The sequence below is a fragment of the Stenotrophomonas sp. YJH_SMC_138 genome, from assembly GCF_059369855.1.
Map to the genome: position 1 here is coordinate 67,399 of NZ_JCAFTB010000003.1, position 19,014 is coordinate 86,412.

General features: G+C 60.2%; 16 protein-coding genes and 2 pseudogenes. 6 read left to right on the forward strand and 12 right to left on the reverse strand.

The features are described from left to right. Nucleotides 1-4: 4 nt before the first annotated feature. Nucleotides 5-802 carry a siderophore-interacting protein gene (locus AC5P7I_RS08460; protein WP_169411551.1) on the reverse strand — a complete coding sequence of 266 codons (798 nt, stop codon included), beginning with the start codon at nucleotides 800-802 and terminating at the stop codon, nucleotides 5-7. Between the two features lie 60 nt (nucleotides 803-862). Next, a complete protein-coding gene (locus AC5P7I_RS08465; RefSeq protein WP_169411549.1) occupies nucleotides 863-1,423 on the reverse strand; it encodes a PadR family transcriptional regulator in 561 nt (186 codons plus the stop codon). 546 nt (nucleotides 1,424-1,969) lie between these two features. On the opposite strand from AC5P7I_RS08465, the gene aceE reads away from it, so the two are divergent. Continuing rightward, entirely contained in the window at nucleotides 1,970-4,657 is a 2,688-nt protein-coding gene (aceE, locus tag AC5P7I_RS08470; protein ID WP_012478970.1) for a pyruvate dehydrogenase (acetyl-transferring), homodimeric type, read from the forward strand. Nucleotides 4,658-4,819: 162 nt separating this feature from the next. Next, nucleotides 4,820-5,815, forward strand: a complete 996-nt coding sequence (locus AC5P7I_RS08475; RefSeq protein WP_262088297.1) for a DNA cytosine methyltransferase — start codon at nucleotides 4,820-4,822, stop codon at nucleotides 5,813-5,815. Here the strand turns inward: AC5P7I_RS08475 and AC5P7I_RS08480 are convergent. The 3 genes and pseudogenes from AC5P7I_RS08480 to AC5P7I_RS08490 form a co-directional block, all read right to left on the reverse strand. Continuing rightward, on the reverse strand, nucleotides 5,784-6,986 hold the full coding sequence (locus AC5P7I_RS08480) for a PP_RS20740 family protein (RefSeq protein WP_262088296.1): 1,203 nt from the start codon (nucleotides 6,984-6,986) through the stop codon (nucleotides 5,784-5,786). The two genes, AC5P7I_RS08475 and AC5P7I_RS08480, sit on opposite strands and share 32 nt — an antisense overlap. Further along, nucleotides 6,986-8,872, reverse strand: a complete 1,887-nt coding sequence (locus AC5P7I_RS08485; RefSeq protein WP_262088295.1) for an ATP-binding protein — start codon at nucleotides 8,870-8,872, stop codon at nucleotides 6,986-6,988. Before AC5P7I_RS08485 ends, AC5P7I_RS08480 begins: the two co-directional genes overlap by 1 nt. A 559-nt stretch (nucleotides 8,873-9,431) precedes the next feature. Then, nucleotides 9,432-10,326, reverse strand: a pseudogene (locus tag AC5P7I_RS08490) (IS3 family transposase); the annotation flags it as partial. Nucleotides 10,327-10,429: 103 nt separating this feature from the next. Between AC5P7I_RS08490 and AC5P7I_RS08495 the strand changes: the two are divergent. Further along, nucleotides 10,430-11,506: pseudogene (locus tag AC5P7I_RS08495) on the forward strand (IS3 family transposase). A gap of 125 nt (nucleotides 11,507-11,631) precedes the next feature. Here the strand turns inward: AC5P7I_RS08495 and AC5P7I_RS08500 are convergent. From AC5P7I_RS08500 to AC5P7I_RS08515, 4 genes are all read right to left on the reverse strand, one after another. Continuing rightward, nucleotides 11,632-11,856, reverse strand: coding sequence for a hypothetical protein (locus tag AC5P7I_RS08500; protein ID WP_262088294.1), 225 nt, complete (start codon nucleotides 11,854-11,856; stop codon nucleotides 11,632-11,634). Then, nucleotides 11,856-11,984, reverse strand: coding sequence for a hypothetical protein (locus AC5P7I_RS08505; RefSeq protein ID WP_262088293.1), 129 nt, complete (start codon nucleotides 11,982-11,984; stop codon nucleotides 11,856-11,858). The genes AC5P7I_RS08500 and AC5P7I_RS08505 overlap by 1 nt, the downstream gene beginning before the upstream one ends. Nucleotides 11,985-12,085: 101 nt before the next feature. Next, the gene (locus tag AC5P7I_RS08510) at nucleotides 12,086-12,454 is read right to left on the reverse strand and encodes a hypothetical protein (protein WP_262088292.1); all 369 of its coding nucleotides are present in this window, start codon (nucleotides 12,452-12,454) and stop codon (nucleotides 12,086-12,088) included. Nucleotides 12,455-12,940: 486 nt separating this feature from the next. Further along, nucleotides 12,941-13,156, reverse strand: a complete 216-nt coding sequence (locus AC5P7I_RS08515; protein ID WP_262088291.1) for a hypothetical protein — start codon at nucleotides 13,154-13,156, stop codon at nucleotides 12,941-12,943. A gap of 212 nt (nucleotides 13,157-13,368) precedes the next feature. Between AC5P7I_RS08515 and AC5P7I_RS08520 the strand changes: the two genes are divergently transcribed. After that, nucleotides 13,369-13,968 (forward strand): hypothetical protein, encoded by a 600-nt coding sequence (locus tag AC5P7I_RS08520; protein WP_262088290.1) that lies wholly within the window; start codon nucleotides 13,369-13,371, stop codon nucleotides 13,966-13,968. Nucleotides 13,969-14,156: 188 nt separating this feature from the next. Here the strand turns inward: AC5P7I_RS08520 and AC5P7I_RS08525 are convergent, their stop codons facing one another. The 3 genes from AC5P7I_RS08525 to AC5P7I_RS08535 form a co-directional block, all read right to left on the reverse strand. Further along, a complete protein-coding gene (locus AC5P7I_RS08525; protein WP_262088289.1) occupies nucleotides 14,157-15,587 on the reverse strand; it encodes an XVIPCD domain-containing protein in 1,431 nt (476 codons plus the stop codon). Beyond that, nucleotides 15,584-16,303: a hypothetical protein gene (locus AC5P7I_RS08530; RefSeq protein WP_262088288.1), complete on the reverse strand. Its 720-nt coding sequence runs from the start codon at nucleotides 16,301-16,303 to the stop codon at nucleotides 15,584-15,586. Before AC5P7I_RS08530 ends, AC5P7I_RS08525 begins: the two co-directional genes overlap by 4 nt. Before the next feature lie 64 nt (nucleotides 16,304-16,367). Further along, a complete protein-coding gene (locus AC5P7I_RS08535) occupies nucleotides 16,368-17,318 on the reverse strand; it encodes a hypothetical protein (RefSeq protein WP_262088287.1) in 951 nt (316 codons plus the stop codon). Nucleotides 17,319-17,454: 136 nt separating this feature from the next. Between AC5P7I_RS08535 and AC5P7I_RS08540 the strand changes: the two genes are divergently transcribed. Together AC5P7I_RS08540 and AC5P7I_RS08545 are read left to right on the forward strand one after the other, a co-directional pair. After that, on the forward strand, nucleotides 17,455-18,381 hold the full coding sequence (locus AC5P7I_RS08540) for an XVIPCD domain-containing protein (RefSeq protein WP_262088286.1): 927 nt from the start codon (nucleotides 17,455-17,457) through the stop codon (nucleotides 18,379-18,381). Continuing rightward, nucleotides 18,378-19,013: a hypothetical protein gene (locus AC5P7I_RS08545; protein WP_262088285.1), complete on the forward strand. Its 636-nt coding sequence runs from the start codon at nucleotides 18,378-18,380 to the stop codon at nucleotides 19,011-19,013. The genes AC5P7I_RS08540 and AC5P7I_RS08545 overlap by 4 nt, the downstream gene beginning before the upstream one ends. Nucleotide 19,014 lies beyond the last annotated feature (1 nt).

The window sequence follows — 19,014 nt, forward strand, 5'->3', positions numbered from 1 at the left end:
CCGGTCAATCGCCGTCGGCTTCGTCCGGGTGGGCCTTCCAGTAGCCGGTCGAGCGGATCCAGTCGCGCGGCACGCCCAGGTGGCCTTCGATGAACTTGCGCATCATCCGCGCGCGGCGCGATTCGGTGGCGATCCAGTAGAAGACATCGCCGTCCGGGGCCTCGAAGTCGGTCAGCATGTCTTCCAGCAGCGTGCTGCTGGCCGCCGGGAAGCCGTTGCGCTCCAGCCAGTGGATGCGCACGTTCTCGTACTGCGGCAGGTCCTGGCGTTCGGCCTCGTCGCGCACTTCGATGAAGGCCTGCACCTCGGCAGCGTCCGGCAGCACGTCCAGCCAGCGGGCGATGGCCGGCAGCGCGGTTTCATCGCCGATCAGCACGTAGGCGTCGTAGGTGTCGGCCACCACGAACGAGCCACGTGGGCCGCCGATCACCAGCGTGTCGCCCGGCTGCGCGCGCTCGGCCCACGGCCCGGCAATGCCCTGGTCGTGCAGCACGAAGTCGATGGCCAGCTCGCCGGTCTCGTGGTCCCACCAGCGCGGGGTGTAGTCGCGCGACGGCGAGGGCTCCTTGCCGGCCGGGTAGCTGCGGCCTTCGGCGGTCAGCACCGGCAGCACCATCTCGCCGCTGGCATTGGGGAAGAACAGCTTGATGTGGTCGTCGGCGCCGGGCGAATCGAAGCCGGCCAGATCGTCGCCACCCAGCACCACGCGGCGCATGTGCGGGGTGACCTCTTCGGTGCGCAGCACGGTCAGTTCACGGAAGCGCACATCCAGGCGCAGGCGCGTGTTGTTGTGTTCGGTCATGGGGATACCTGTAAAGGTGTCGCGCGGGGGCGCGCGGCATGGGGGAGGACCTGGCTGGATTCAGTCTGGCTGGGTTGTTGAAAACGGTGGGCTCTCGCTACCGGCGGTACCGTTGAGCAGGGCCGAGGCCCGCGTCAGCAGCGCCGCCACTTCTTCCGCTTCGCCCTCGGCCCAACGGCCGTGGTGATGCACCAGCGCCCGCTTGAACTCGCGCAGGGCAGTGGCCAGCGGCGGCGGCAGCGAGGCCTTGGTGATCTCGCGGGCACGGTCGAAGGCACGTCGCTGCGCCAGCCGCACCTGGGTGCGCTGCACCTTCAGCTCGAACTCGCCGGCAGCGGTGATGCGGAAGATCCGCTTGCCATCCACTTCCTCGGCCTCGATCCAGCCGGCCTGCTCGAAGCTGGCCAGCAACGGGTACATGGTGCCGGCGCTGGGCGTATAGGCCTGCATGAACTGGTTGCTGATCAGCTGCATCAGTTCGTAGCCATGGCGCGGCTGCTCGCCGATCAGGGCCAGCACCAGCAGGCGCAGATCGCCGCGGCTCAGCACGCGCGGCTGGCCGTTACGGCGCGGCACCGCCGAATCGGTGGAACGGGCTCTGGGAGAAGGGGTGCGGCTCATTTCGATATATCGGTAAACGAGTGTGCAAACGATATATCGATATATCGAAGCCGGCAATCACCTATCCGGCCACAAGCAGGTGCGATTTGGGCCACGGCTGGCCGCGTGCCCACGGCAAAAGGGGCGCCCCTTGCAGGGCGCCCCGGCGAACCGTGGAAGGGAGCAGGGCCGCCAGGCCCCTCACTCGCGGCCCACGCTGGACCCGCAGCCGGTACCGATCCAGAGGCAGATGCGACATGTTGTCGACGGTTCAGTACCGTTGCCCGAACCGCCCCTACAGCGGTGCCGGAGTTGCCCTACAACCGTCATCGGCAGCGGTAACACTGCGTCCTGCACATGGGCGCAGCGGCCCGCAAGCGACAGCCCGCGCAGCCACCAAGGCCCGCCGCAGGGCCGTCAGCGGGCCCGGCAAGCCCCTTGCGGACACTGGCCGCTTGCATCCATACGCCTGCGTAGCCAAGTGACGAAAGCCCTTGGTGCGCTACACTTTGCGGTCTAGAAATCTATACAACAGTCGCGCGCGTGCGTGCGGTTATGGGAGCGCTAATGAACTGGTTGAACGAGGTGCTGAACAACGACCCGAATCCTGTGGAAACCCAGGAGTGGATCGAGTCGTTGAAGGCCGTTATTGATGTCGAGGGCTCCGAGCGCGCGCATCAGCTGCTGGAAGGCATGGTGGAACTGACCCGTCGTTCGGGCGCCTACCTGCCGTTCTCTCCCACCACCGAATACGTCAACACCATCGAACCGCAGTTCGAGGCCAAGAGCCCGGGCAACGCCGAGCTGGAATGGCGCATCCGTTCGATCATCCGCTGGAACGCGATGGCCACCGTGGTCCGCGCCAACCGCAAGCCGGGTGACCTGGGCGGCCACATCGCCTCGTTCGCCTCCGGCGCCACCCTGTACGACGTGGGCTTCAACCACTTCTGGCGCGCCCCGAGCGAAAACCACCCGGGCGACCTGCTGTTCATCCAGGGCCACAGCGCCCCGGGCATCTACGCACGTTCCTTCCTGGAAGGCCGCATCAGCGAAGAGCAGCTGGACAAGTTCCGCATGGAAGTGGACGGCGGTGGCCTGTCCTCGTATCCGCACCCGTGGCTGATGCCGGACTACTGGCAGACCCCGACCGTGTCGATGGGCCTGGGCCCGCTGGCCGCCATCTACCAGGCGCAGTTCATGCGCTACCTGGAAAACCGTGGCCTGATCGAGAAGTCCGACCGCAAGGTGTGGTGCTTCATCGGCGACGGCGAGAGCGACGAGCCGGAAACCCTGGGTGCCATCGCCCTGGCCGGCCGTGAAGGCCTGGACAACCTGATCTTCGTGGTGAACTGCAACCTGCAGCGCCTGGACGGCCCGGTGCGCGGCAACGGCAAGATCATCCAGGAACTGGAAGGCGTGTTCCGTGGCGGCGGCTGGAACGTGATCAAGCTGCTGTGGGGCGGTTACTGGGATGCCCTGCTGGCCAAGGACACCAACGGCGTCCTGAAGAAGCTGATGATGGAAACCGTCGACGGCGAATACCAGAACTGCAAGGCCTTCGGCGGCGCGTATACCCGCGAGCATTTCTTCGGCAAGTACCCGGAAACCGCTGCGATGGTCGCCGGCCTTTCCGACGACGACATCTGGCGTCTGAACCGTGGTGGCCACGACCCGCACAAGGTGTACGCCGCCTACCACCAGGCCGTGAACACCAAGGGCATGCCGACCGTCATCCTGGCCAAGACCGTGAAGGGTTACGGCATGGGCAGCGCCGGTGAGGCACTGAACCCGACCCACCAGACCAAGAAGCTGGACGACGAAGCGGTGCGCCACTTCCGCGACCGCTTCAACATTCCGGTGACCGACGCGCAGCTGGCCGACGGCCAGGTTCCGTTCTACCACCCGGGCCCGGATTCGCCGGAAGTGCAGTACCTGCAGGAACGCCGTGCCGCGCTGGGCGGTTACCTGCCGCAGCGCCGCCGCAAGGCCGACAAGACCTTCGTGGCACCAAAGCTGGAAGCGTACGAGCGCCTGCTGAAGAGCAGCGGCGAGCGCAGCTACTCCACCACCATGGCGTTCGTGCAGAGCCTGAACATCACCCTGCGTGACAAGGAACTGGGCCCGCACATCGTGCCGATCGTGGCCGACGAAGCCCGTACCTTCGGCATGGAAGGCCTGTTCCGCCAGATCGGCATCTACGCGCCGTTCGGCCAGAAGTACAAGCCGGTCGACGCCGACCAGCTGATGTTCTACCGCGAAGACCAGAGCGGCCAGGTGCTGCAGCAGGGCATCAGCGAGCCGGGTGCGATCAGCTCGTGGATGGCCGCCGGTACCAGCTACTCGGTCAGCAACGTGCCGATGCTGCCGTTCTACATCTACTACAGCATGTTCGGCTTCCAGCGCGTGGGCGACATCGCCTGGCAGGCCGCCGACATGCGTACCCGCGGCTTCCTGCTGGGTGGCACCGCCGGCCGTACCACGCTGAACGGTGAAGGCCTGCAGCACGAAGATGGCTTCAGCCATCTGGTGGCCGGTGGCATTCCGAACGTGCGCAGCTACGACCCGACCTTCGGCTTCGAAGTGACGGTGATCCTGCAGCACGGCACCAAGCGCATGATGGAAGACCAGGTGGACGAGTATTACTACGTCACCCTGATGAACGAGAACTACACCCACCCGGAAATGCCGGAAGGTGCGGCCGAAGGTATCGTCAAGGGCATGTACCTGCTGACCGACGCCGGCAAGCCGAAGAAGGGCGAGCTGCGCGTGCAGCTGCTGGGTTCGGGCACCATCCTGCGCGAAGCCATTGCCGCCGCCGAGCTGCTGGACAAGGACTTCGGCGTGACCGCCGACATCTGGAGCTGCCCGAGCTTCAACGAACTGCGTCGCGATGGTTTCGACGTGGAACGTGCCAACCGCCTGCATCCGGAAGGTGAACAGCGCAAGGCGTACGTGACCGAGCTGCTGGAAGGCCGCCAGGGCCCGGCGATTGCCGCCACCGACTACGTGCGTGCGTATGCGGACCAGATCCGTGCGTTCGTGCCGATGTCGTACACGGTGTTGGGTACGGATGGGTTTGGCCGTTCGGATACGCGTGCGAACCTGCGTCGGTTCTTCGAGGTGGATCGGTACTACATCGCCCATGCCGCGATTGCGGCGCTGGCGAAGGAAGGGAAGATGACCGCGAAGGATGTAGCCCGGGCGATCAAGCAGTACAAGATTGATCCGGAGAAGGCTAATCCTGTTGGGGTTTGATTGAACGCTGGACATTAGGTGAAAGAACGGGCGGCCATGTGTCGCCCGTTTTTTGCAGCTATCCCCAGAACTATTCGCCCTTCAAGTAGATATTCAAGCATGACAAAAGCTCGGAACAACATCGATTCCTCCAAGCGGGCTAGCGACAGCGCGCAGAAAAGTATGCCGGTTGTGTTGAGTCTCTTTTCGGGCGCGGGCGGACTCGATCTCGGATTTCAGAATGCCGGTTTCGATGTGAAGCTAGCGATCGATAGTGAGCCTGCTGCGATTGCTACCCACTGCGCCAATTTTCCCAATGCCACAGCGGTCGCGGCGGATCTTGTAAAGTTGGGATCGAAGGGCGTGCTTGCCCTGCTCAAAGAAACAGTTCCGGCTGGACGGCATATTGGGGTGATTGGGGGGCCGCCTTGTCAGGGGTTCTCGAGAGCCAATACTAGGACAAAGAAGGCCGATCCTAGAAATAGATTGCCCTCTTTGTACGTAAGAATAATAAAGGAACTTCAATCGGAATACGAAGTCGACTTCTTTATATTCGAAAATGTGCTTGGAATTAGGGATTCCCCGCACGTGCGAAGATACAGAAGGCTGCTTTCGGCGCTCAGGCATCTTGGCTTTGATGTGAACGAGCAAGAATACTGTGCTCTGGATTTCGGCGTTCCACAGAACCGTCGTCGCATCATTGTCTCCGGGGTTGCCGAGGGAAGAACTAGATCGGAATTCAAACCAATCTCCGTCCTAGGGAAGCGCACGGTTCGGGATGGCATTGGCGATATTTCGATAGAGCCGGTTTTCTTCAAGAGAGGGGCTTCTGCAGAATGCTCGGAGGTTCACCCCAATCATTGGACGATGACTCCAGTCTCTGAGAAATTTAAGAATCCAGATCAGCTATCTGCCGACCGACGAAGCTTCAAAAGGCTTCGCTGGGATTTCCCAAGCCCCACTGTTGCATATGGAAATAGAGAGATTCACGTTCATCCTTCCGGAAATCGCAGGCTGTCGATCTATGAGGCCATGCGGCTTCAGGGATTTCCCGACACCTTTGTGATCAAGGGAAACCTTTCTGCACAAGTGAAGCAGGTTTCAAACGCAGTGCCCCCGCCTATGGCGGAGGCGCTGGGTAGGGCTATCAAGCTATCGCTTGAAGGGGTTGCGGACTGATTTTATTCTGTTCGGCCCAGTCTCGATAATCATTCTCGGCATATCGGGCTTGGGCCAACAATCGAGCGGACTTTTCCATCATTGTTGTGTTGAGCTCTGGGTCGTCATGAAGTTGCTGATCAAGATCGATGATCTGCCTGGCGGCCTCCAGGACCCCCAAGCCAAGCTCCACCTCGCAAAGAGGAGGGGCTTGGTCCGCTTCTGAAAAGATTCCGTCCCTGTCATTCACAGGTTGCTGATTAGAGTCGCATCGGAAGGCCAGTGAAACCATATTTGGAACTGTCCCGCTACGATAGTAATAGGCGCTTAACAGCTTCAGTGATCGTTGGGGAGGCTCGCCGACTAGCATGCGCAGAAGCCACTTTGAAAAGCCGAGGGTAAAAACACGCAGTAGATCACTGCCATCAGCAGCCCATGCTTCTTCCAATTTCTCGGAAAGGTCATCAGATGATGTCGCTAGTGATTCTGCCAGCAAGCTTCTGAATTCATCGCTTGCATCTATGTTGGCTCGAATTGCGTTGTCAAATCCAAGTTTGACTTGTTCCGCGACCAACTGCGGCTCGACCTTAGTTGTTATGAATAGTAGCCACGGCTGATTGGACTGAAGTTGGTGAGCGAGTATTGAGCGCATCGCACCAAGAGCCCCGCCTTCAATGTCGCCGTGACTTAGCGATCTGCAGAAGTCAAGGTTTATTGCATGGCAATGACCGATCTCATTCAATCGTCGTCTGCTCGGGCTATTAGGGTTTGATAGAGTTTCAAGTCGATCCTCCTCGATATGCGAAAAATCATCTACTAGGCCGCTTGATCGAACCTCAGCTCGAGAAATATTCATCTCTCTCTGGCTTTGACTTCCTCGCGCAACCGAATTGAAACCGAGGTAGCGGAGCTTGCCTCGCGCGCGCTGCATTACGCCTACCAATGCGCGGATATCAAGGAGATCGTCCCCAGGAAGAGTGAGGTAGTTGAACGTCTTTCCGTTTCCGATGGTAATCTCTCTCGCAAGCTGGGCAACTTCACGGCACCATTGGTGAATTCGGATGTACTGCTTTCTCGGCAGATGCCACTGCGAAAAATCCTTCTTTACGTTGGAATCAATTGGTGCCGGCTCACGATGGAAGAGTGCCGCATCCTCGTCATTGAGATCGTCCAGAGATTGGAGTCCATTCATCACTTGGCCTCCTCATAGAAGATTTCCATGATGGAATCAATGAGTGAGGATTGGCGCGAATAGTCCATTGTTTCAAGAATTCCGTATGCATCTAACACTACTGCCAAAGCCCGAGCGCGAGCCATTCTCGAATCGAGCTCTTTTCGTCCGCCCTTTTCAAGTGAAGGGATTTCCTCTAGAACTACGGCTAGTAGTCCTTCGCTCCTTAAGCGTGAAGCATCAGCAGTGGATGCAACTGTTGCCTCTGGGGGGAATGAGTCGCTTGAGCCGCGGAGCTTCAGCCACTTGTCTTCTGCCAGCCTTTCTAGCTTGGACGCTGTCGCCGCCCTCTGTTCCGTTCGGATTCTCTCGCGAATTTCATCGCCAATACCCTTGTGAGTATTGGCCAATTGCCGAAGAGCGCGGTGGGTCCACTGGGTTAGAATCTGATAATGCGGATGACCAAAATTAAACGACTCCCGATCAATATTAAGGGCCGCATCCATGCCCTGCTCAACAAACACCTCTGAAGTGATCTGCCGAAGCCTGGTCTGCTCTGATACTTGATACTTCATGAATGTATCGTCAAATAGTGCGCCGCTGGCTCCGTTAACTCTAACTATAATTCCGTTATTTTCTTTAGGGACTATCTTCTGATTCCAGAAGAGGTACGCTTCGAACTCAAGGTCCCCGCCCTTGAAGGCCGCCGGTATTTTTGAAAGATCAGGCCTGTAGGAGCCAACAAAAAGCATGGGACGTTGTTCTCTGTTTCCTCGTGCAAACTTCCTAAACGTAATGGGTCGCTTGAGTTCAACTTCATCGATGTAAACGTTGAACGCACCTGCTGGATCGCTGGATCCCTCCTTCAGGTTCAGGGCATCGCGCACGGTCTGCCCACTTTTCAGCTCGACACGATCTGACTTTCCCCTTCGATTGTTGACGATCTTGAAGACGTCAACTTCATCCTCAGATGTAATATCGAATGGGTGCTTCTCCACGTATGGAAGTGGCGCAGATACGCTCAAGGCCCAGAGAGTGCCGAGATAACCATCCAGGACGGTCTCTAAGTCTGGGCGCTCCTTTGTAGTATTGGCCAAGTCCACAACGCGGTTAAATAGCTTTTCAAATTTCTCCGTGGGCGAGTCAGACTGGAGCCAGGGTAGCGATGGTTCGACTTCGTACTCAGCATCGGTAGTTGACCCGATGCGCATGAAGCCGGAATGAAAATTTGGGGCTGAGAGTTTGGTCTGGGGTGACGCCTGGGCATTCTCCTCCGAAAGAATCTCTTCCCAACGATCCTTGCTTCTTAGAATATCTCTTACTCGCGTGGAAACATCCAGAAGTATGATCTCAGTTCCATGTGCTTCTGAGTCGTCCGCGTCTATTTGGGTGACTCGGACGGTGCCGCTTTCAAACAGGACGTTCGCTTGTTCTTGGCTTTCTTCGCTGTACTTTCTCAGCTGGATGTCAGCAACCAATCGGAACGGTGAGCCCTTCTTCTTGGTTATTATTTGAAACTGAGACGTGAGCTGGCTTACTGAGAAAAGCCCGATGCCAATTTTCCCAATAAGTCTTCGCCCCTTTGGCGACAAGTTCGAATCTTTCTCGTCAGTTGTGCCAACAGATTGGCCTTCTGCCGTACGCTTAGAGCTTCCCCCGATGTGATGAATGAGTCGCGACAACGCCACCTCATCCATTCCATTTCCATTGTCGCTTATGCGGATTGTGGAAAATCTAGGGGCGTCCGTGTCAATGAAGACAGAAGTGGCATCCGCATCATACGCGTTGGATATCAACTCACGCAGTGCTGCAGATGGTAGCCGGTAAATTCCATCTGTTACTCGTGCAAGCACTCGTTCGTCCGTCTGAAGCCTTGTGACAGCTGCTTCGCCTGTCTTATGGCTCAAACGTATGCTATCGACGAAATCTATTTCTTTGGGTATCGCAGTTGGCATCCGTGTCGCCCCTTGTGATCGCTCTACTAGCTACTTGCCTTTGATGGCTCAATGCCATGGGGAGGAGACTATCATCTGGCGAGGGGGCCTAGCTAGACTGCAGAGGGAATAGATAGTCGTGGATGTGTCGATATCTCGTCGGAAGAAAGCGTCAATTTTTCGACTCGACACCGGCCAATGCTGGTTGCAGTTTCTCCAGCTGGGACGGCGATCTTAGTTAACTTGGATGTGTCGCCCTACGACACTGCCAGATTCCCTTATTTGTCACTTAAAAGGCACAGTGAAATTGTAGTGCCTTCAGTTTCCAACGTGGTGGCAGGGATACCGCAATTTTCGGTTCTCCATTGCCGACGGAAGCTCTGGTTCGGTCTCCTCCCTAGTTCCCGCGACGCACGGCGTAGAATGGGTGAATGTGAATTAATATCTGACGCAGAGACAAAGCGATAGGGTCGACTACTACCTAGCGAAGTGTGCTGAAGAGTTTGATCTGCCCCTGCGTTAGGGCCGGGGTCTACTTCGTAGAGTCCGTGGCTGCGAGCTTATCGCCCGGGTTCGTGGTTGCAAGGGTTCCATGCTCGCGGAGCAAGGCGACGAACTCGGCGGGGGCGCTCTTGCCTAGCGAGCTGTGCGGGCGTGCTTCGTCGTAATCGCGTCGCCAAGCAGAGATCGTCGCCTTGGCATGCTCCAGTGAGGTGAACCAGTTTTCGTTGAGGCATTCGTCGCGGAACTTGCCGTTGAAGCTCTCGATGCAGGCGTTCTGGGTGGGTCTGCCTGGCTGGATCAGCAGCAGCTTCACGCCGTTGGCGACGGCCCACTGGTCGAGGGCTCGTCCGGTGAACTCCGGCCCCTGATCGTTCCGGATCATGGCCGGATAACCGCGGAAGCGGCACACCGTTTCCAGGATGTCGGCCATGCGCTGCCCGTTGATGCGGCGGGCGACCGCGATCTCCACGGCCTCCTTGGTGCAGTCGTCGACCACAGTCAGGCACTTGATCGGCCTGCCGTTGGCCAGGGCGTCGAACACGAAGTCCATCGACCAGGTGTGGTTCGGACCGGAAGGGACCTGCAACGGGCAGCGTCCGACCGCGACGCGCTCGCGCTTGCGCCGTTTGCGCACGGCCAAGACAGCTTCGCCATACAGCCGATGGACCCGTTTGTGGTTGGCCACGAAGCCCTGGCGCTCGACCAGGATGTGCAGCTGCCGGTAGCCGAACCGCCGACGCTTGTCGGCCAGTTCGACCAGGCGCTGCTGCAGCTCGTCATCCTTCCGCTGGGACTGGTAGTGCAGCACGCTGCACGCTGCGCGACAGGCCCAGCAGGCGGCAGGTCCGGCGCTCGGAGAGTTGGGTATTTGCCCGCACGGCCACCACGGCGTTGCGCCGTGCCTGCGCGCTCAGAATTTTCCCCGCGCCACCGACGTCCCCCCGAGATTGAGTAGCGCGACGGTTTGGGGTCCAATTCTCAACGACAGGGAGATTGGACGTGAAGAAGCGCTTTTCCGAAGAATAGATCATCGGCTTCCTGCGCGAGGCCGAGGCGGGCATGCCGATCAAGGACCTATGCCGCCAGCATGGCTTCAGTGAGGCCTCGTACTACCTGTGGCGCAGCAAGTTCGGTGGCATGAGCCTGCCCGACGTCAATCGGCTCAAGGACCTGGAGGCCGAGAACACGCGCCTGAAGAAGTTGCTGGCCGAGCAGGTGTTCGAGAACGACGTCATCAAGGATGCATTGCGAAAAAAGTGGTGACCGCACTGGCGCGCAGGTTGCTGGTGCGGAGCATGGTCGAGAAGGGGCTGAGCGAGCGGCGCGCGTTGGTGGTTGCACGCATGAGCGCCAGCGCGCTGCGTTACGAGCCCAGACCGGACCACAACATTGAATTGCGTGAGCAGATCGCTGTGCTTGCACACCGGCATCGACGTTACGGCGTAGGCATGATCCATCTGAAGTTGCGACAGAACGGGCTTGTCGTAAACTACAAGCGTGTGGTGCCTGTATTAGGAAGTGGGCCTGCAGGTGCGTCGCAGGAAGCGCAAAGAGATGCCTGTCGGTGAGCGTCAGCCCTTGCTGCGCCCGACCGCCGCCAATCAGGTGTGGTCGATGGATTTCGTGTTCGACAGCACCGCGGTAGGTCGAGTAATCAAGTGCCTGACTATCGTTGACGACGCCGCCCGTGAGGCCGTGGCCATTGAGGTGGAACGGGCCATTTCCGGGCAGGGTGTTGCCAAGGCGCTGGACAGATTGGCCATTCAACGCGGTTTGCCGCAAGTGATCAGGACGGACAACCGGAGAAGTTTTTGCGGCAAAGCGATGGTGGCGTGGGTTCACATGAAATGAATTGCCCTGCGCCTGATCGAGCCGGGCAAGCCGAACCAAAACGCTTACGTTGAGTCCTTCAACGGGCGGCTACGCGATGAATGTCTGAACGAGCATTGGTTCTCGACGTTGCTCCATGCCAGGACCAGCATCGAAAGCTGACGGCGTGACTACAACGAAGGAAGGCCAAATCGAGCACTTGGCGGGCTGACGCCCGCACAGTACTCCGCGCATTTGGCTGGCAAGAGGGATAGCATCAGCACCGGACTCTAAACCCGACCACTACTCAGGACGGGGGGAGGTCGGACAGCCATCAGGGTGATATCAGCCTAGTGGCACACGCTGCGCGTCATCCTGGATGCCAGTAGCGGTCTTGCCTCTGCACCAATCGATACGCACTACGGCTCCGGCACAATCCGCCTACTCCAATGCGACAGCAGCGGCACAACGCACAGAACATCAATCTCCCTGTCCGCATACAGCACAATCACAAGCTGCTCCAATGAGTTATCCACCAGCATCACGGGTACGCTGTCACAGCTGACCTCGAAGTATCGGTCTCCCGCGTACCGCGCGTGCTGTGCCAGGCCCTCGCGCACCAGTCGAACGGCTTCCTCGCGCATTACGGAAAATTCAGCGTCGGACACCTTCCGAAACGTCCGCAGTTCCGGTCGGCCTTGGGTATATGCCGGCTGGCGATCGCCGAAGGCAGCGCCGCCGGCAGCACGGCGCCATAGATCAGAAGCTTCATTCGACGCTCTGCAAACAGGGAACGGACTCGAAGGCGAGCGGTCAGCCGATGGCGTGCGGGGGGGCCGGCAGTCACGCGACAGACGGCCAGGTCCAACCGGGCTACTCCTGCACGTGCAACCGCTCACTCACCTGAGCAGTCAACGCCACGCACGCCATCTTCAACCCTTCCATCACCCGATCCCCAAGGTATTCCTCGGGCGCTCCGTTCTGCCGTGTCCGCTCCGCAGCCAACATCAGCTCCGCCACCACACGTAGCCCGGCCAGCGCGCAATCCGCATCCGCCAACTGAAGACACCGCCCAGGCAGTTGATGCCGTTCCGGCCAAGGCTGGCCATCCGCAGCTGCGCCAGATCCGATGCGTCGCAGCGTGGCGACGAAGGCGCTGGGATCGTGGGAGGGATCGCGGTCGGCTTCGGCCTCAACCGGATCGTACTGCGCGTGCAGGGAACGGAAGTCCGATGTGTTCATGGCAATGCTCCGTACAGGACAGATAGCAGCGCCACCGATAAAGGTGGCGGACGGTGCGGGCTCGAAAACCGGTGAATACCCAAGCCGGCGGGCCCGAAGGCCCCCACGCACCGCCCGCCATGGAACGCGAACGGATTGCCAGCCGGCGCCACCCGAAGATGACGCCGACTGGCAAGCGTAAAGCACTGGGTATTCAGACGGGTTTTCGAGTCCCGCGCCACCTAGTGCGAGGTGGCACGCCAAGGTGTACTCGCATGGTTGCGAGATGCCAAGAAACCGTAAGCCGCAGAGGCCGCAAATGCTGACGCTTACGGCATTGTTGCATGGCGCGCGCGTGGCAAAACCCTTGCGGTGCAGTGGTTTCGGTCGGTGTTAAGTTATCGCCCGAATGCGCATTGAAAAGCACGGTTTGCAGCTGTTCGTGATCCCAAAAGCGACACGTAGCTCACCGGGCCGATTCGCGCGGCGTGCCAATTGCGACACAGCTTAACTTTGCGCCCCTACGCCCGGCGGTGGCCACAGCGCATCGTCGCGCTCCAGGTCGTAGTCGCTGCCGAACGCCAGCGCCGCCTCGCGCGGCGTGAGGTCTGCATAGCAGCCCAGCAGGTACTCATCCATGCCGGCATCGCCATGGTCGATGGCGAACAGGTAGTGCAGCTCCTTGCCGAACGCTTCCAGCCATGTGGTGTCTATCGTGGTCATGGTCATCTTCCTGACCGCAGGAATAGTGCCTGCACCATCGCGTGCCTGCTAACACCAGAACTGGCCCATGCAATGTTCACCGGCAGGAATCCCCATCCCGCCGCTGGGCAATGTGAAGCCAGTTCAGGTCCCCCGGCCGGTGCGGTGTATAAACTGCCGACACGTGAGTGCCCGAATGCGAGGAACGGATGCGACAGCTACTGAGGCCATGGATGGTACTGCTGCCCCTGCTCGCGGGCGGCTGTGGCGCCCAGGCACCCCAAACGTATGGCGATGGTTTCCCTGTCGCCAAGCCGATGGACCTGGTCCATGCAGGTGCGACGGTAGAGGCGCGTTTTGAACTGCCGCCGCCTTGGGAGAAAGATCCCAGACCTCGCACATTCCTGATTGGGTTCCGTACCGGCGGGCCCGCCAAGCGCCCGGATATGAAACCGGGCGATGTCGCTTTCCTTGAAGACGCCCGGATTCCCCTGAAGGTGCAGCTGTGGAAGCTGGAGGGCGACACCGACACGCCCATGGCGCTACAGGTATTGAATCGCGATCTGCCTGCTGTCTGGCAGGGCAACCGATATCAACCGGCCAAGGGCGATGTGTACGAGTACAGGAGCGCCGTCGGTGCGGATTCGGACAGTCTGGTCAACGCAGGAAAGTACGACATGTCCCTGGCCTACAGGGAATACGAGGTGGCCCGTGCCGATTCCGGGGATCTGACGGCCGGGAAGTACCGGCTGAAGGTGACCAACCTGCAGGGCAATCCAGACGTTGCACATCTCAACTTCGAGCTTCTCGTCGCTAACTACAACGTGAAATAGGGTTATGGACAGTCACCAGTCTCTACAGTCCTTTAGAAGGGGCTGGCCCCTAGTCGGCAGCTTGACACGCGAGTGACTGAGTAAGTCCACCAGAAAACGCTGCGACGTGAGGCGGCGGCCCGAACGTCTGGCGGCATGCAGATGGGTTAGTGCCGCCACACAGTCGCACTCAGGGAGAGGCGCGCGAGCTACATCGATGGTGCCGAAGCCCGATGCTGCTCCTGCGCATGCTGCATTTCTGCCGACCTCTCACGCGCTTGGCGCTCACCAATCGCCTCAACTTGGTTCAAGCTCTCCTGCACTGGCCGCTGGGCGGCCTCTGCAGTCGCCATGTGAGTGCGAAGGGAGGCAGGGTCGGACATCGCACCCTGCACCACGAAGATGCTGTGTGCGGCCGGGGAGGCGTCTGTCTGTCTGCTCAGCACCACATGGTCCGCGCGGGTGATTCCGGCATCCTTGGCTGCAGCCAGCAGGCTGGTAGACATGCGTTCGCTGGCGTCATCGAAGGTTCGGCCGTTGGCCTTGTCCAGTGCTTCCACCTTGCCCCGAATCTGGTCCAGCAGCGACTGATCTGCTGGACTGAGCGAGTGGGTGGGCGAGGACTGCATATCTGCAACGCTCTGCGTCGGTGGCGAAATGGTGTGTGCGCTGCCGGTGTTCTTCAGCTCCACCCAGCCCAACCCGCCCTTTCCGAAGTCGCCAACAGGCAGGATCTTTGCGCTGCCAAAGTCGAGGCCATTGCGCTCAAGCTGCTTCGGGTCGAGACCAAGCTCATGCAGGTCGATGCGGATGGCCGGGGGTTGGCGACCTTCAGCCAGGAAGGCATGGCTCGTCCCGATCACTGATAGCGGATAGGTACCGTAGTAGTTACGGTAGTCGGAATCGCCGTGCCGGCCCAGCGTGCCAGTGCCGTCATAGAAGCACTGCTCGACGGCCTTGGTGAGCTGGACGCTCTCATTGTTGGGGCGCTTGGCAAGCGCATCATACGAAATGCCATCCGCCAGGCTTCTGGTTGCGCCCTCAGCCCGAATGCAACGGGAGAGCGAGCGGGACGCAAGCATTGCCTCCAGTCCGTTGTCATCCAAGGTTGGATTCAACGCTCTGAATCGGCTATCCAATGCCCGCAGGCCCGAGACCTCCGCCAGTGCCTCGTCCTGTCGTCCCTTGTCCAGTAGCGTGCGCACCGGCTCGGTCAGGTTCACCGAGCCTGACCGGGAATCGTGTGAAGCGATCAGTTCCTCGCTGTAGGTCTGCTTGAAGTCCCTGAGTGCTGCGGCGCGTTCCTTAGCCAGGATGCCGTGCATGGTCTCGTGGCCTAGCACTTCGGTAAGTCGTTCTTCAAGCCGGGCGCCGGTTACGCTCTGGAAATTGGAGGCGCTGATGAAAATCGTTGGTGGGTTTCCATCCGCTCCCTCCTGAAAGTGGCCGCCATTGTGATGTCCGTAGGAGACGGCAATCCGGCCGATCTGACCGCTGTCGGCTGCGTTTGCCAGAAGGTGATTGAGGTAGGGGGAGCCTGCAATGCTGCGTCGGATCGCATCCTCGGCACCACTGGGAAGCTGTTTGTCTGCGCGCAGATCGGCCAATAGTGGCTCGACGCTGGATTCGATTCCCTTCATTTGTCTCCTCCTCCAAACTGAACCGCGTAGACGCAGGTTCTCGCTGTATCACCTTCATCGGAACGATAGGTCAACAGGCTGGTATCCATATACTGCTTACCACCGGTGATGGGGCGCCGGTACTGCCTGATGCCCCCTCTCTGAAATGGCACTTCTCCTCCGGTCCTGTATCCGAGGGCTTCGAGGGCTCGTCCGGCACTTTCGGCTTCCCAGTAGCACACGCCATTCGGAGCATCCGTCACTGGCTGCTTGCCCAGCTGATAGAAGATCACCTCTTGGTTGGGGAACTCACGTGCCGACTCAACCGACAGATAAGACGCCCCATAGTTGTAGCCGTTCGTCGTTGCCAGGTCCTTGGCGATGTGCCTGATGCTGACCTTTTCGTCTGGCACGAGCGAGACACCGATCGCCGTGCCGAACTTGTCCGGACTGATGTCCGCCCTTGACCTGAGCGAATCCGCGTAGGCGAGAATCCGTTTATGCAGCTCGGCCATGGAGATGCGGGCGGGCTGCGTATCTGCGGCAGCGGCACGTTCATTGACGGCAGACGTATCCGTCGATTGCGCACATGCAGATGTTAGCGTGAGCATGGCTGACAGTCCGAAAAGAGCACCAATGTGAGCCGCGCGCAGCATAGCTCGAGGTAGCTGCGGCCGAAGCAATCTGGTCATGATGACGGAGAGCAAAACCGAAGCCTCCTTCGTTGTGATGCCCATCGGTGAGTCCCTGACGGTGTTGAAGGTACTGTACGACCCGGATGAAGAACGCCGGGATCTCCATTCATTGCGATTGAGCGCGATAGCGGCTCAGAAGATCACGCACGCTGGTTTCCAGGCGTTGCCAGTCGCTCAGCATGACGCGTGCATAGTTCATCTCGATGGCGATGCTATCGCCCACATCCACGATGGAATGGCGGCACATTGCGATCCGGCCTTCGCCGGCGCGTTCAAGTGTCTTTCCCTGAACGACAAGTCCGTCAGGAATGCGGTCTGCCGGGTCGCAGCTGATGAACGTTGTCAGTTGCCCCTCCGCCGAGCGGGCCACATACCAGTCTGGTTCCATCCCCGGGTTGTGCACGTAAGGCCTTCCCAGCGCAGCCTCCGAATCCTTTGCATAGGCTGCCATCAACGATGGGTCGATCGCATACGGCGTCAAAACCCAGCGTTCGGGTTGTGCAACGCGCAGCGCGAGGTTCTCTACCGGGTCCCTCCGCTCCAGTGATCCTGGCGCGCTGGTGGCTTCACTACTGGACCGACGCGCCAGATAGTTCTGGATGGGAACGCGATCGATGTATCTAAGCTCGAGCAGCACCTGCCGCCGGCTGTCCTGCGTGCTGCGCACCGGGCGGTCACCGGGGGGCGCTGCATCGAAATCCGGCCAGAACACCGTGAGCATGACGCCCCCATCGGCCAGGGGGCCCGTCTGGTTGTAGTAGAGGTTGGCCGGGAACATGAAGCGGTGCGGGCCAAGCCGAGCTTCCACCGGCTGCGTCGTGTAGGTCTGTCCGCCCACCGTACGTGGACTGGTTGCGGTTTCGGACATGGGGGTTCCGTTCGGGTCCTTTTCCGTGGATGGGGCCTTCGCGCAGGCGGTGGTGCTGAGCACGGCCACCAGGACGAAGTAGGCAAGCCGGCAAGCCGGTGCTCTGCTCATGGGCAATTCCCTTGCATGATCGAAACGACTATAGAACGGTGGAATGGCAAGCTCCAGTCGTTGCCGGACCTTGCTCACGCCCGGATCCAGTACTGGACGCTGGCTCACATATTCAGCAAGTCGTGATCAACGCTTTCTATCCCTCCACCTGCCGCCCATCCCACCTATGCCATCATCCGCCCAGGACCGCAGTACCCAACAAGGCTGAGCAGGCATGGAGCAGGCAACTCGCTACACCGTAACCCTTTATCTGGCCGCGCCCGGCACCCCGCTGAAAAGTGGAGGCGTCTCGCCGCGCGGCCACATGTACCTGCAGGTCGCTGCGGGCGACGAGGTCCACAGCTACGGCTTCGCACCACCGCGCCAGGCACCGGGCGAAGCCCCCACCGGCGTGCAGTACGCGCAGGTGCGCCACGATGATGCGGACGAGCATCTGGACCCGTACTACAGCCGCACCCTGGAAATCACCGAGGAGCACTACGGCTGCCTGCGTGATTTCGCCGAGGAACCGGCCGAGTTCGAGTTCGATGTGGATCGCCCGGCTACCATCAATCGCTGCAGCGATTTCGTCTGGGCGGCGCTGCACTACGCCGGCCTGCATCCGCTGCCGGCCCCGCTGGATGGCGGCAGCAACCTGGGCGAGTTCGCGGTGCTGTTCAATCTGCCGGAGATCCAGTGCATTGCCGCGCCGTTTCCGCGCAGCGATCTGAATGCCGAGACCCATCATGCGATGCCCGAGCGCGAGGCCGAGCATCATCGCCAGGGCGACCGCGCCAGCGATGAGCCGCCGCCAACGCCGATCGAAGTGGCCGGCACGCTGCTGGACCCTTCGCATCCGGACCACCGCCTGTTCTCGCAGCTGATCCAGAAGGTAGCGGAGCTGGACGCCGCGCACGGCCGCCCGTTCGATGCAGCCAGCCAGCGCATCAGCGCCAGCCTGCTGGTGCTGGCCAAGCAGAACAATCTCTCGCGCGTGGACCACGTGCTGCTCAGCCAACCGACCCAGAACAGCCATGCCGCCGAAAGCATCTTCATCGTGCAGGGCGACCGCAACGACCCAGGGCACCGCCGCGCCAGCATCGCCACCGAGGTGGCGGCCAAGACCGATGTGGCCGATTCGCTGCGGTTGAAGGAGCAATGACACGGCCACTGCGGCGGGGGCTGGTGGTACTGGCGGTGCTGGGCGCGCTGGTGGCATGCCGTGCGCCACCAGCGCCTGAGGTTGCGCCGCCCCTGCTGACGCGCGCACAGGCCGAGGCCCGCACGGTTGTGCCGTTCACGCGGGCCGTGCAGTTGCAGAAGGCCGGTCGGATTGCCGAGGTCACGTTTGATTTGCCGGCGCCCCAGAAGCCGGCCATTCCGATCCTGAACATCGGGTTGCGGCTGCAGGATACCGATGGGCGCTCGTTGCTGGACGCGTGGGAGAAGATCAGGCTGGGAAAGCCACCCACGCGATTGCGCCTGGAGCGGATTGATGGTGGCGCACTTGGTCCTGTACAGCTATGGCAGAGCACTCCTGACGGGCGCGACTCACAGAGAATTCCAGAAGATGAGGTTGTGCGATATCTGTCTGATACAAGCTTGGATGAGGGCGCACTGATCCAAGCCGGTCTGCACTCGCGTGAGATGCTGTATCAGGTACTTCAGGTCGCGGATGTCGGTTGGCTGGAGCCGGGCCGGTATCGGTTGACAGTCGACCTGATGGAGGACCGTCCGCAGCTGGAAGGGCTCCAAGCCGAACTTATTGTTGGATATCAATCGCTAGGGAAGTAGG